We start from the raw sequence: 11,898 nt of genomic DNA, 5'->3' as shown, positions 1-11,898 counted from the left end.
GTGCAAGCGGCCAAGCCCTTCGGAGTGGAGCCATTCTGGAGCCCGACCCGCTCTTGCCGGTGCTGGCGTAAACAGATGCATCGGCGCCCGGCGGCGACCGGGCGTGTGCGGCCGCGCGGGCGATTGCGTTTGGCTACACAGTGCGCCGCGGGAAGCGCCTGCGCCTGGCGGGTGCGGCGCCATGATGGCGCAGGCGCCTGCCGCGCCGGGCGTTCACACGAGCATCGGCGGCGGCATGCGCGCAAGCACGCAAGGAGAGACCAATGCAAGACAGCTTCAAGGCGCGCGGCGTCCTGCGGGTGGGCGCGCGCGAATACGAGATGTTCCGCCTGCAGGCCCTGCAGGATGCCGGCATGGACGTGTCCCGCCTGCCGTATTCGCTGCGCATCCTGCTGGAAAACCTGCTGCGCCACGAGGACGGCGTGACCGTCACGCGCGAGGACATCACGGCGCTGGCGCAGTGGGATCCGAGCGCGCCAAGCGATCGCGAGATCGCATTCACGCCCGCCCGTGTCGTGCTGCAGGATTTCACCGGTGTGCCATGCCTGGTCGATCTGGCCGCGATGCGCGACGCCATGGCTGCGCTCGGCGGCGACCCGGGTGCCATCAACCCGCTGCAGCCGGTCGAGCTGGTGATCGACCACTCGGTGCAGGTGGACGCCTTCGGCACGCCGCAGGCCTTCGGGCAGAACGTCGAGCTGGACTACGCCCGAAACGCCGAGCGCTACGCCTTCCTGCGCTGGGGCCAGCAGGCCTTCGACAACTTCAAGGTCGTGCCGCCCAACACCGGCATCGTCCACCAGGTCAACCTGGAGCACCTGGCCCGCGTGGTCTTCACCACCGGCGACGGGGCCGGGGCAGCCGCACCGGCGCGCACGCAGGCCTATCCCGACACCTGCGTCGGCACCGACTCCCACACCCCGATGGTCAACGGTCTGGGCGTGCTGGCCTGGGGTGTCGGCGGCATCGAGGCCGAGGCCGCGATGCTGGGCCAGCCGATCTCGATGCTGATCCCGCAGGTGATCGGCTTCCGGCTCGAGGGCGCGCTGCCCGAGGGCGCTACCGCCACCGATCTCGTTCTCACGGTGACCGAGCTGCTGCGCAAGAAAGGCGTGGTGGGCAAGTTCGTCGAGTTCTTCGGGCCGGGCGTCGCCAGCCTGTCGCTGGCGGACCGCGCCACCATCGGCAACATGTCGCCGGAGTACGGCGCCACCTGCGCCATCTTCCCGCCGGACGAGGTGACGCTGCAGTACCTGCGCCTGACCGGGCGCGGCGAAGAGCGCATCGCCCTGGTCGAGGCCTACATGAAGGAACAGGGCCTGTTCCAGACCTCGGCCAGCCCGCAGCGGGTGTTCACCGACACCGTGACGCTCGACTTATCGACGGTGCGGCCGAGCGTCGCCGGACCGGGGCGGCCGCAGGACCGCGTGGTTCTGACCGAACTCAAGCAGGCATTCCACCATGCGCTGCCCACGCTGCTGCCCGCCAGCGGCGGGCAGGCGCGCACGCAGAAGGCGCAGGAAGCAGGCGCCGCAAGTACCCGCGGCGAGGGCGTATGGGGCGAGGGGTCCGGGGGAACGGACGGCTTCGACGCCTCGCGCACTGCCCAGGAGGTGTCGGACCGCTCGCCGTCAGGCGCGGCGAACGCCATCGACCACGGCTCGGTGGTGATCGCGGCCATCACCAGCTGCACCAACACCAGCAACCCGTCGGTCATGATCGCGGCCGGGCTGCTGGCCAAGAAGGCCGTGGAGCGCGGCCTCGCGCGCAAGCCCTGGGTGAAGTCGTCGCTCGCGCCGGGCTCGCTGGTGGTGACCGAGTACTTCCGCCGCGCGGGGCTCGAGCGGTACCTCGACGCGCTCGGCTTCCACACCGTCGGCTACGGCTGCACCACCTGCATCGGCAACTCCGGGCCGCTGCCCAGTGCGATCGCGGCGGCAATCGAGGAGCGGGGGCTGGTCGCGTGTTCGGTGCTGTCGGGCAATCGCAACTTCGAGGGACGGATCAACTCGGAGGTGCGCGCCAACTACCTGATGTCGCCGCCGCTGGTGATCGCCTTCGCGCTCGCCGGTCGCATCGACTGGGACCCGACGAACGAGCCGCTCGGCACCGACCCGCAGGGCCGGCCGGTGTTCCTCGCCGATCTCTGGCCGACCGCACGCGAAATCGAGGAGACCATCCATTCGTCGATCGACGCGGCCATGTACGCGAGCAGCTACAGCAGCGTCTTCGAAGGCGACGCGCGCTGGAAATCGATGGATATCCCGGCCGGGAACCGCTATGCCTGGTCCCATGATTCGACCTACGTGCGGCGGCCGCCGTACTTCGACGGGATGTCCAAGGAGCCGCCCGCCTCGGTGGACGAGGTGCGTGGCGCGCGGGTTGTGGGCATCTTCGGCGACAGCGTGACGACCGACCACATCTCGCCGGCCGGCACCATCGCGCGCAGTTCGCCGGCGGGGCGCTTCCTGCTGGAGCAGGGCGTGGCGCACACCGAATTCAACTCCTACGGTTCTCGCCGGGGCAACCACGAGGTGATGGTGCGCGGCACCTTCGCCAACGGGCGCATCCGCAATGCGCTGGCCGGCGGCCGCGAAGGCGGCTGGACCACGCACCTGCCCAGCGGCGAGGTGCTGAGCATCTACGACGCCGCCATGCGCTACCAGCAGGAGGGCACGCCCCTGGCCGTGCTGGCGGGCAAGGAGTACGGCAGCGGGTCCTCACGCGACTGGGCCGCCAAGGGCCCTTACCTGCAGGGCATCAAGTTGGTGATCGCGCAGTCGTACGAGCGCATCCACCGCAGCAACCTGGTGGGCATGGGCATCCTGCCGCTGCAGTTCGTCGATGGCGAATCGGTCCAGGCGCTGGGCCTGAGCGGCAGGGAGACGCTGGAGACCATCGGGCTGTCCCAGGCCATCGCTACCGGGTTCGCGGGCGGTCGCACGATCCGCGTGCGCGCCACCGATGAAGCCGGCGCGACGCGGGAGTTCGAGGCCCTGGTGCGCGTGGACACCCCGCAGGAGGTGCTGTATCTGCGCCATGGCGGCATCCTGCAATTCGTGCTGCGGCAGCTGCTCGGCAAGGGCGAGGCGCCGAAGGCGGTGGCACCGGCGCCGGCGACCCCTGTCCCCGCCGCATCGAGCGCGGAGGACGCCCAGGACGCACAGGACGCTGTGGACGAAGGCTCTATCGAGTCGTTCCCGGCCAGCGATCCGCCGGCCCATTGAGCCGGCGCGCCTGCAGCCGCAACGCTGCGGCGGCGCGCTTAGCGTGGCTCGAACACCAGGCAGGTGGTGGTCGCGTGCGCGTACAGCGTGCCGTCGGGGCCGACCAGCCGGGCCTCTGCGGTCGCGAGCTGGCGACCGCAGTGCAGCACCTTGCCCTCGGCGCGCACCCGCGGGGCCTTGCTGCCGATCGCGCGCACCAGGTTGATGCCCAGTTCGGCCGTGGTGTAGGCGCGCCCCGCCGGCAGCGCCGTCTGTACGGCGCAGCCCAGGGCGGAGTCCAGCAGCGTGGCATACCAGCCTCCGTGGACGGTGCCCATCGGGTTCAGGTGGCCGGGCCCCGGCGTGCCCTGGAACAGCGCGCGACCGGCATCGACCTCGAGCAGGATGAAGTCCAGCGTGCGGGCGATCGGCGCATAGGGCAGCTCGCCGCGCAGCATCGCCTGCATGGTTTCCAGGCCGGTGCGGCCGGCCAACTGCTCGCGCGTGGCGACGCCGGGGCCGGGTCCGCGCTCGAGCACGGCGCGCACGCGTTGCTCGTGCTCCAGCCAGGCGGCCAGGGCGGGGCTGTCGGAATGGGTGCTGGTCATGGGGGCTCCGTGAGAAAAGCGGCGGGACGCGTCGCGCCGGGCGATGGCGTGAAATATAGCTTGCATATGCAATGGTTGCACCTACACTAGTTTCCCATGGATGCTCCTGTCAAGCCGCAAGGCTGCACCAACCTCAAGCTGCGCCAGCTGATGCGGCGCGTGGGGCAGCGCTACGACGCCGAGGTCGGCAAGTCGGGCTTGCGGGGCACGCAGTACTCGCTGCTGTCGTACGTCGCCAGGCTGGGGCCGCTGCGCCCGGTGGAACTGGCGGCGGCCATGAAGATCGATGCGTCCACGCTCACCCGCAACCTGCGCCCCCTGCTCGAGGCCGGCTGGGTCACGCTGGGACCGGGGGCGGACGCGCGCAGCCGCCTTGTCGAGATCACGCCGGCCGGCCGCGACAAGCGCCAGCAGGCGCAGCGCCACTGGCGCACGGCCCAGGAGGCGCTCAACGCCAGGCTGGGAACGCAACGGGTCGTCGCGCTGCACGCGCTGATCGACGAGTGCATGGCCTTGCTGGAGTCCACCGGAGACGACGATGAGCACCTCGACTGACGCTTCCCGGCCCCTGGCTGCGCCTGCCGTGTGGCTGGTGCTGCTGGCCGCAGCCGGTACCTTCGCGCTGACCATGGGCACGCGCCAGACCATGGGGTTGTTCCTCTCGCCGCTGAACACCTCGACCGGGCTCGGGCTGGCAAGCATCAGCCTGGCCTTCGCGTTCGGACAGCTGTGGTGGGGGCTGACGCAGCCGGTGGCCGGCGCCATCGCCGACCGTTATGGCGCGGGGCGCGTTCTGCTGGCCGGCGCCTTGCTGGTCGCGCTGGGCACGGTGCTCACGCCCTTCATGACGAGCACCTGGGGGCTGGTGCTGGCGATCGGCGTGCTGGCCGCAGGCGGAGCGGGAATGGCCGGCCCGGCGGTGCTCATGTCGGCCACCATGCGCCTCATCCCCGCGCAGCGGCGCGGCCTGGCGACCGGCATCGTGAACGCCGGCGGCTCCTTCGGCCAGTTCGCCATGGCGCCGCTGGCCGCGACGCTGATGGTGGGGCTGGGCTGGATGTCGGCCATGCAGGTGATCGGGCTGCTCGTGCTGCTGTGCCTGCCGGCCGCCTGGCTGCTGCGCGGCAGCGCCTCGGCCGGGGCCACCGGGATCAGCGGGACCGCGGCGACCGCAGGTGCGGGCCCCGCCCGCGCACCGCAGGCGCCAGGGCTGCGCGCCGCGGTCGGCGAGGCGCTGCGCCACCCCGGCTACCGCCTGCTCGCGACGGGCTTTTTCGTGTGCGGCTTCCACGTGGCCTTCCTGGCCACGCACCTTCCCGGGGTGGTGGCCGCCTGTGGCCTGCCCACCGAATGGGCGGGCTGGTCGCTCGCGATGCTGGGGCTTTTCAACATCGTCGGCAGCATCGCCATGGGCTGGGCCGTCGGCCGCTGGCGCATGAAGTCCCTGCTGTCGCTGGTGTACGCGGCGCGCGCGCTCGCGGTGCTGGTGTTCCTGTTCGCACCCAAGACCGGCGCCGTGGTGCTGCTGTTCTCGGCAGTGATGGGGCTCACGTTCCTGTCCACGGTGCCACCCACAGCGGGGCTGGTGGCCAAGTTCTTCGGCACCGCCAACCTGGCCACCCTGTTCGGACTGGTGATGTTCGCGCACCAGGTCGGCGGCTTCTTCGGCGCCTGGCTGGGCGGGCGCGTATTCGACGCGACCGGCTCCTATGACTGGGTCTGGTACATCGACATCGTGCTGGCCGTCGGCGCGGCGCTGGTGCACCTGCCGATCCGCGAAGCACGCCCGAGGCCGGTGGCCGCCGTCGCCGCGTGAGGCGTGCACCGCACGCGCGGCACGCAAAGGGCATCCGGCCGGCGTGCGCCCCAGCGACTCAGGAGGCGCCCCACAGCTCCTGCAGGCGTGCGTCCCGGCCGCAGCGCCAGCGGTAGAACTGGTAGCGCACCGGGTTCTTGCGGTAGTAGTCCTGGTGGTAGTCCTCGGCCGGATAGAAGGTCGTCGCCGGAACGATCTCGGTGACGATCGGCGCCTCGAAGGGCTTGGTCTGCTGGAGCTTCTGCAGGGACTGCCGGGCCGCCTGCATCTGGATCGGCCCGTGCGTGAAGATGGCCGTGCGGTACGGACTCCCGATGTCGCAGAACTGACGATCCTTCGTGGTGGGATCGACGCTGCGCCAGTAGGTAGCCAGCAACTGCTCGTAGCTCACCTTGGCCGGGTCGTAGGTGATCTGCACCGCCTCGGCGTGACCGGTGTCCTGGGTCGACACCTGTTCGTAGCTGGGGTTGGGCACAGTGCCGCCGATGTAGCCCGAAACCGTCTCCAGCACGCCCGGCACCTTGTCGAAATCGGCTTCCACGCACCAGAAGCAGCCGCCGGCGAAGGTGGCCTTGGCGGTGTCCTGCGCCAGCGCCGCCAGCGGCGCGAGCGCAGCGAGCCCGAAGCACAGCGCGGCGAGTGGATGTCCCACCCGCAGCGCGGGAAGGCGCAGGCGTTCGGTCATGCTGCCGCCGGTTCGAAGCGCAAGGCCACGCCGTTGTTGCAGTAGCGCTTGCCGGTCGGCTTCGGGCCGTCGTCGAAGACGTGCCCCTGATGGCCTTCGCAACGGGCGCAGTGGTATTCGGTGCGCGGCCAGATCATGCTGAAGTCGCGCTTGGTATCGACCGCGCCAGGCAAGGCGGTGAAGAAGCTGGGCCAGCCGGTGCCGCTCTCGTACTTGGCCTCGGAGGAGAACAGAGGCAGATCGCAGCCCGCGCAGTGGTAGCGCCCCGGACGCTTCTCGCCATTGAGCGGACTGGATCCCGCGGGCTCGGTGCCGTCCTTGCGCAGCACGCGGAACTGCGCCGGCGTCAGCCGTTGCTTCCACTCGGCTTCGCTCAGACGCAGCGGTTGCACGTGTCCGGCAGTGGCATCGGCGGCTGGGGATGCCCCGGAAGAGGCCGCCTGTGCGGCACCGTGGGCACCCAGGCCCAGCAAGCTCAGGAGTTTCATGGCGTCGCGTCGTTGCATGCCTGGAAAGACTCGCGCGGTGGGGCAGGAGTTCCTTCTGTCTGTGGCTGTGCTACCCCCGCGCGAGGTCGCGCGAGGGGGCATGGGAAGGCCGCCGCTCGCGGCCGAGGCGTCCGCGCGCGCTGCACACGCGCCGCGTGCCGCCAGGCCGGCGTAGGACGCGTCCGCCCGCATCTCCCGCCGTCGTCCCCGTGCGCGAGCTTCGATGCGCTTCGACCATTCAGAGGGTCGCCATGCCGGCGGCAACAGGAGATCGTGGATGGCTGATCCGAGAAGAAACGTAGGCGGATGGGACAAGGACGCGCGCCTCGTGGTTGGCGGGGCTGCGGGCGCCCTTGCGCTCTTCGCCGCCTGGCCGATGTCGGCGCGGGCAGGCGCGGCCGCGCTCTGTGCAATCGCCCTGGGCACCGCCATCGGCGGCTATTGCCCGCTCAACCAGCTGCTCGGCGTCAATAGCTCGGGCCCCATGCGTTTGACATGAGGGCCGCGCGCGGCGGGGCGGGGGCGCCGTCCGCGCCACAGGGCAGATCGCCGTGCTAGCCGGACGCCCCGCCCGACTGGCCGTCGGTCGCATCGGGGCGTTGGAATATGGACAGGTCCAGCGGCCATTCCCGGCCCAGCCAGTAGGCGTGGGTGGTGTGGTCCTGTAGTTCGTCGCCGCTGAGCCCGTGCACGAAGACATCGAGCTCGCCGCGGTGGGCGTCCAGCCAGGGAATGAGTTCCTCGAACCGGTCGCTGTCGAAGGCAAGCTGGCAGCTCCAGCGGGGATGCGGCCCGACCATCTTCTCGTGCACCCGTCCGACCTGCACGCCGAAGCGCCGGCCGGCCTCCGAGCAGAGTGCACGCGCCTGCTCGACGGTCTGGGCGTCGAAATAGACGTGGGCGTGGTAGGCGGCGTGGATGTTGACTGGGCGGGCCATGCGCGCATTGTGGCCGGCCACCAGGGCGTTGTGGCTCTGGTGATGGGTGCCCGGGATGTTGCTGGCCCTGGCGGTGCATTGCCAGGGCGCCCGGGTGCGCAATGGCGTCGTCCTACATGCAGGCCGCCGCGGCAATGTCAGCGTGCGCCGTGGAACACCAACACAAGGAGCCGAGCATGGCGGATCGCCTGAAGAAGGGTGACAAGGTCGAGTGGAACACGTCGCAGGGGCGCACCGACGGCGTCGTGAAGAAGAAGCTCGTCGCGCCGATCGACATCAAGGGCCACCATGTGGCGGGCTCGCCCGAAAACCCCGAATACCTGGTCGAGAGCGCCAAGACCGGGGCGCAGGCCGCGCACAAGCCCGAAGCGCTGCGCAGGAAAAAGCGCTGAGGCGCGGCGCGTGCACGCTCGCCACGCGCGGCGCGTGCAGCCGCGACCTCAGTGCAGCGCCTGGCGTGCGGGAAGGCCCTGCCTGGTGCGCAGCGCGCTCTCGTGCTCCCACGCCGCGGCGCACTCGCTGTCGCAGAACAGGCGCTGCGCGATGCGCTCGGTGTCACCGCAGTAGTGGCACTGGCCGATCGGCTGCATCACGCTTCGTCGCCGCCGCTGGGCGGCGAGGGCTTGCGCCATGTGACGCTGCTCGGAATCGAATGCGAGATCTGCTTCATCGGCCATGGGGTGTCGGATCGCGAAGGACCCGCCTGTAGCGAAGACACCTTCATTGTGGAAGCGGGGTGCGACCGTTCGGCTTGCGCTTGTGCTTGCGCTGACGTAGGACATCGGCTGAGGCAGGCATCAGCGGGCCGGCCGGTGCGCCGCGCGCTGCCGGCGGGTGGCTGCGTGGCAGAAGCGGGCATGAGCGAGCCAGAGCGCTCCGACCCTTCGCGGCAGGCAGGCGTCCGCTCGCCTATTCGCGTGCCAGGCGGGCCAATGCCTCGCGCAGGCGCTCGCCGACCTGCAGCCCGAGCGCCCGCGCCGCTGCGTTCAGGTGGGCGATCTCTCCGTGCTCCCACACGTCGCGCGCGTCGCCGATGCGCGCGGAGGTGTGCGAGACGGCGCCCGCCGCCATGCCGCGTTCCTGGAGCATGGCGAGCGCTGCGATGCCGGCGTCGTCCTTGCCTACTCCGGCGTCGCTGAAGAACGCCGCCTTCAGCGGCACCTCCAGCGCGAACCCGCCCGAACTCACGCCGCCATGCGAGCCCGACACCGCGACGCTGCCCGCGTCCTGCGCCGATACCTCGGTGATCGAGTCCATCAGCACGATGCGCAGCGCGCCGTCGCATTCCACTTCCTGCTTCATCTGCACACCCTCCAGACGGCCGGCAGGATAGGCGAGGCCGGCAGCGCGGGCAATCTCCTTCAGCCGGTGTAGCCGGACAGGCGCGGCAGCCAGAGCACGAAGCCCGGCCACAGGGTCACCACCGCCAGGGCCGCCAGCATCACCGCGAGGAACGGCACCACGTCGGCCAGCAGCTCGCGCATGGTGATCCCGGCGATGCGGGTCATCATGAACAGCAGCAGGCCATAGGGTGGCGTGACGAGGCCCAGCATGATGTTGAGGACGCAGACCACGCCGAAGTGCACGGGATCGATTCCCAGGGCGACGGCGGTGGGCAGCAGCACGGGCAGGATCACGAGAATGATGGTCGAGCCCTCCAGGAAGGCGCCCAGCACCAGCAGCAGCAGGTTGACCAGCAGCAGGAAACCGACCGGAGACATGTCCAGTCCCGAGAGCATGGTGCTGAGCGTTCGCGGGATGTTCTCGGAGGTGATCACGTAGTTGAACACCATGGCGCCGGCGATCAGCACGCCGATGGAGACGCTCACGCGCGCGCTCGTCGCCAGCGCGCGATACACCTCGCCCCAGCGCAGGCTGCGGTACAGCACTGTCGAGATCAGCAGCGCGTAGGCGGCGGCCAGGCCGGCGGCTTCGGTCGGCGTGGTGATGCCGCTGTAGAGGCAGCCGAGCAGGATCACGGGCAGCATCAGCGCCGGGAAGGCATCGCGGGTGATGCGCGGCATCTCGCGCAGCGGCACCGGCTCCTCGAGCGGGAAGCCGCGCCGCTTGGCCAGGGCGTGGATCAGCACCATCTGCACCGCCCCGAGCAGCAGCCCCGGCAGCACCCCGGCGATGAACAGGAAGCCGATGGAGGTGCCCGACACCAGCGCGTAGAGCACCAGCGGGATCGATGGCGGAAGGATGGGGCCGATGACGGCGGAAACCGCACTCAGCGCCGCGGCGAAGCTGCGCGTGTAGCGGCCGTCCTTGGTCATCATGGCCTGCATCAGCTTGCCGGAGCCGGCGGCGTCGGCCAGCGCCGATCCGGACATGCTGGCGAAGACGATGCTCTGGAGCACGTTGACCTGCGCCAGCCCGCCGGGGAAGCGGCCGACGATCGCATTGCAAAAGCGCAGCAGGCGATCGAGCACGCTGCCCGAGCTCATGAAGGCTGCGGCGAGGATGAACAGCGGGATCGCCAGCAGCAGGAAGCTGCTGTAGGTGCCGTTGAGCAGCTGCTCGGCGGCGGCACCCATGTCCATGCCCTTCAGGTACAGGTAGAGCACCGAGCCGCCGATCATGGCGTAGCCGACGGGAACGCCGAAAAGGCTCAGACCGACGATGGTTGCCAGGGCGAGGGAAAAGGGGCTGGTGAGGTTCACGGGATCACGGCTCGCGGGGCGCGGGCAACGCTCGGCCCCGCACAGACCGCACCAGCACCATGGCGCTGCGCACGATCACGGCCACGGCGAAGAGCATGTAGATGGAATAGACGAAGTCCATGCGCAGGTTCAGGTAGGAGCTCTTTTCCACCTTCATGAAGCTCACATAGGACCAGGTGGCCGGCAGCGACATCGCGAACAGCACGATGACCGCGAGCGATCCGAGCGCGCTGACCACCCGGCCCACGCGCGGGCCCGCATGCTCGGTGAGGAGGTCCAGCCGGATCTCTTCGTCTTCCTTCAGCACCAGCGAGGCGCCCCAGAGCACCAGCCACAGCCACGCCATCAGCGAGACCTCGGTGGTCCAGCCGACGGGGAGATTGAAGACGTAGCGCAGCGCGATCTGGGCCAGGAACGCCACGAAGATGATCGCCAGCAGCGCCGCCGCCACCGCTTCGGCGAAGCGGTGCAGGAGCGTGCGGGCGACCTGCAGCATGGATCAGGACTTCATGGCGTTGATCTTCTCGAGCATGCCCTGCGGCCAGTTCTTTGCCTCGTCCGAGGCGAGGTACACCTTCTGCGCGTGCTCGCGGAACGCCTGCAGGTTCGGCGTGTAGACCTCGAGCCCGCCGCGCTTGAACTCCTCGGCCAGCTGCTGTTCGCGCTTGACGTGTTCGGCCGTGCTGTAGGCGATGGCCTTGTTCGCCGCTGCCTGGAAGGCGCGCTGCTTCTCGGGGCTCATGCCGTTCCAGACCTTCTGGCTCACGGACAGCACGTCGAAGCCCACCAGGTGCGAGGTCAGCACGATCTGCGACATGACCTCGTTGAACTTCATGTTCTGCACGTTCGGCAGCGGATTGTCCTGGCCGTCGATGGCGCCGGTCTGCAGCCCGGTGTAGGTCTCGGCATACGCCATGGGCGTGGGATTGGCCCCGAGCGAGCGGCCCAGCATCTGCCAGGCGTCGCCAGGCGGCATGCGCAGCTTGATGCCGGCCAGGTCCTGCGGCGTGGTGATCTTCTTCTTCGGCTTCAGGCCCACATGGCGCGTGCCGAAGAAAGTAGGGCCCAGGATCTTGATCTTGAGCTGGTCCTCGGCCATCTTCTTCATCTGCGCGCCGGCGTCGCTCGCGAAGAAGGCGTTGAGGTGGTTGGCGTCGCGGAACAGGTAGGCCGACGTCAGCAGCGACCAGGCTGGCACCTGGCGCGAGATGTCCTGCGGCGAGATGTTTCCCATCTCCAGGTTGTCGCGCTGCAGCGCGACCAGCTCGGTGCCCTGGCGGAACAGCGTGGAGTTCAGGTGCAGCTCGACCTTGTAGTCGGCCTTCAACTCCTCGGCGAACATGCGCATCATCTCGGCGCGGATGTCCTTGTCGGAAAAAACGGCGGCGAAGCGCAGGGTCTGCGGCTGCTGGGCCCAGGCCGGGACGATCGCACCCGAAGCCAGCGCGGCGCCGGCGCGCAGCACACTGCGGCGGTCGATGGGGAAAGTCATGG

Annotated in this window: 13 protein-coding genes and 1 pseudogene; 5 read left to right on the top strand and 9 right to left on the bottom strand. The window is 69.7% G+C overall.

Annotation, left to right across the window (positions count from 1 at the left end; genetic code table 11):
• Positions 1–263: 263 nt before the first annotated feature.
• Positions 264–3,083 (top strand): annotated as a pseudogene (gene acnA, locus WG922_RS02010) (aconitate hydratase AcnA); the annotation flags it as partial.
• Positions 3,084–3,265: 182 nt separating this feature from the next.
• Here the strand turns inward: acnA and WG922_RS02005 are convergent.
• Positions 3,266–3,814: a PaaI family thioesterase gene (locus WG922_RS02005; RefSeq protein WP_340280279.1), complete on the bottom strand. Its 549-nt coding sequence runs from the start codon at positions 3,812–3,814 to the stop codon at positions 3,266–3,268.
• Between the two features lie 96 nt (positions 3,815–3,910).
• On the opposite strand from WG922_RS02005, the gene WG922_RS02000 reads away from it, so the two are divergent.
• Both WG922_RS02000 and WG922_RS01995 read left to right on the top strand, forming a co-directional pair.
• On the top strand, positions 3,911–4,369 hold the full coding sequence (locus tag WG922_RS02000; RefSeq protein ID WP_340280277.1) for a MarR family winged helix-turn-helix transcriptional regulator: 459 nt from the start codon (positions 3,911–3,913) through the stop codon (positions 4,367–4,369).
• Positions 4,353–5,630 carry an MFS transporter gene (locus WG922_RS01995; RefSeq protein WP_340280276.1) on the top strand — a complete coding sequence of 426 codons (1,278 nt, stop codon included), beginning with the start codon at positions 4,353–4,355 and terminating at the stop codon, positions 5,628–5,630. The genes WG922_RS02000 and WG922_RS01995 overlap by 17 nt, the downstream gene beginning before the upstream one ends.
• 58 nt (positions 5,631–5,688) lie before the next feature.
• Here WG922_RS01995 and msrA read toward each other — a convergent pair whose 3' ends face one another.
• Positions 5,689–6,315, bottom strand: a complete 627-nt coding sequence (msrA, locus tag WG922_RS01990) for a peptide-methionine (S)-S-oxide reductase MsrA (RefSeq protein WP_340280275.1) — start codon at positions 6,313–6,315, stop codon at positions 5,689–5,691.
• Positions 6,312–6,803: a peptide-methionine (R)-S-oxide reductase MsrB gene (gene msrB / locus WG922_RS01985; RefSeq protein ID WP_340280273.1), complete on the bottom strand. Its 492-nt coding sequence runs from the start codon at positions 6,801–6,803 to the stop codon at positions 6,312–6,314. Before msrB ends, msrA begins: the two co-directional genes overlap by 4 nt.
• A 277-nt stretch (positions 6,804–7,080) precedes the next feature.
• Between msrB and WG922_RS01980 the strand changes: the two genes are divergently transcribed.
• Complete coding sequence (locus tag WG922_RS01980) at positions 7,081–7,302, top strand: YgaP-like transmembrane domain (protein ID WP_340280271.1); 222 nt, start codon at positions 7,081–7,083, stop codon at positions 7,300–7,302.
• Between the two features lie 55 nt (positions 7,303–7,357).
• Here the strand turns inward: WG922_RS01980 and WG922_RS01975 are convergent, their stop codons facing one another.
• Positions 7,358–7,741: a DOPA 4,5-dioxygenase family protein gene (locus WG922_RS01975; protein WP_340280270.1), complete on the bottom strand. Its 384-nt coding sequence runs from the start codon at positions 7,739–7,741 to the stop codon at positions 7,358–7,360.
• Between the two features lie 176 nt (positions 7,742–7,917).
• Here WG922_RS01975 and WG922_RS01970 point away from each other — a divergent pair, with 176 nt between their 5' ends.
• Positions 7,918–8,133: a hypervirulence associated TUDOR domain-containing protein gene (locus WG922_RS01970; RefSeq protein WP_340280268.1), complete on the top strand. Its 216-nt coding sequence runs from the start codon at positions 7,918–7,920 to the stop codon at positions 8,131–8,133.
• Between the two features lie 48 nt (positions 8,134–8,181).
• On the opposite strand, the gene WG922_RS01965 is transcribed toward WG922_RS01970, so the two are convergent.
• The 5 genes from WG922_RS01965 to dctP form a co-directional block, all read right to left on the bottom strand.
• Positions 8,182–8,418: a hypothetical protein gene (locus WG922_RS01965; RefSeq protein ID WP_340280267.1), complete on the bottom strand. Its 237-nt coding sequence runs from the start codon at positions 8,416–8,418 to the stop codon at positions 8,182–8,184.
• 232 nt (positions 8,419–8,650) lie between these two features.
• Positions 8,651–9,043, bottom strand: a complete 393-nt coding sequence (locus tag WG922_RS01960) for a hypothetical protein (RefSeq protein ID WP_340280265.1) — start codon at positions 9,041–9,043, stop codon at positions 8,651–8,653.
• 59 nt (positions 9,044–9,102) lie between these two features.
• Positions 9,103–10,404, bottom strand: a complete 1,302-nt coding sequence (locus tag WG922_RS01955; RefSeq protein ID WP_340280263.1) for a TRAP transporter large permease — start codon at positions 10,402–10,404, stop codon at positions 9,103–9,105.
• A gap of 4 nt (positions 10,405–10,408) precedes the next feature.
• Positions 10,409–10,900, bottom strand: coding sequence for a TRAP transporter small permease (locus WG922_RS01950; RefSeq protein WP_340280262.1), 492 nt, complete (start codon positions 10,898–10,900; stop codon positions 10,409–10,411).
• A gap of 3 nt (positions 10,901–10,903) precedes the next feature.
• Positions 10,904–11,896, bottom strand: a complete 993-nt coding sequence (gene dctP, locus WG922_RS01945) for a TRAP transporter substrate-binding protein DctP (protein WP_340280261.1) — start codon at positions 11,894–11,896, stop codon at positions 10,904–10,906.
• Positions 11,897–11,898 lie beyond the last annotated feature (2 nt).

The organism is Ramlibacter sp. AN1015 (assembly GCF_037726105.1).
Lineage (GTDB): Bacteria > Pseudomonadota > Gammaproteobacteria > Burkholderiales > Burkholderiaceae_C > Ramlibacter.
The sequence above is the reverse complement of the archived record's forward strand: the minus strand, read 5'-3'. Positions and strand labels throughout refer to the sequence as shown.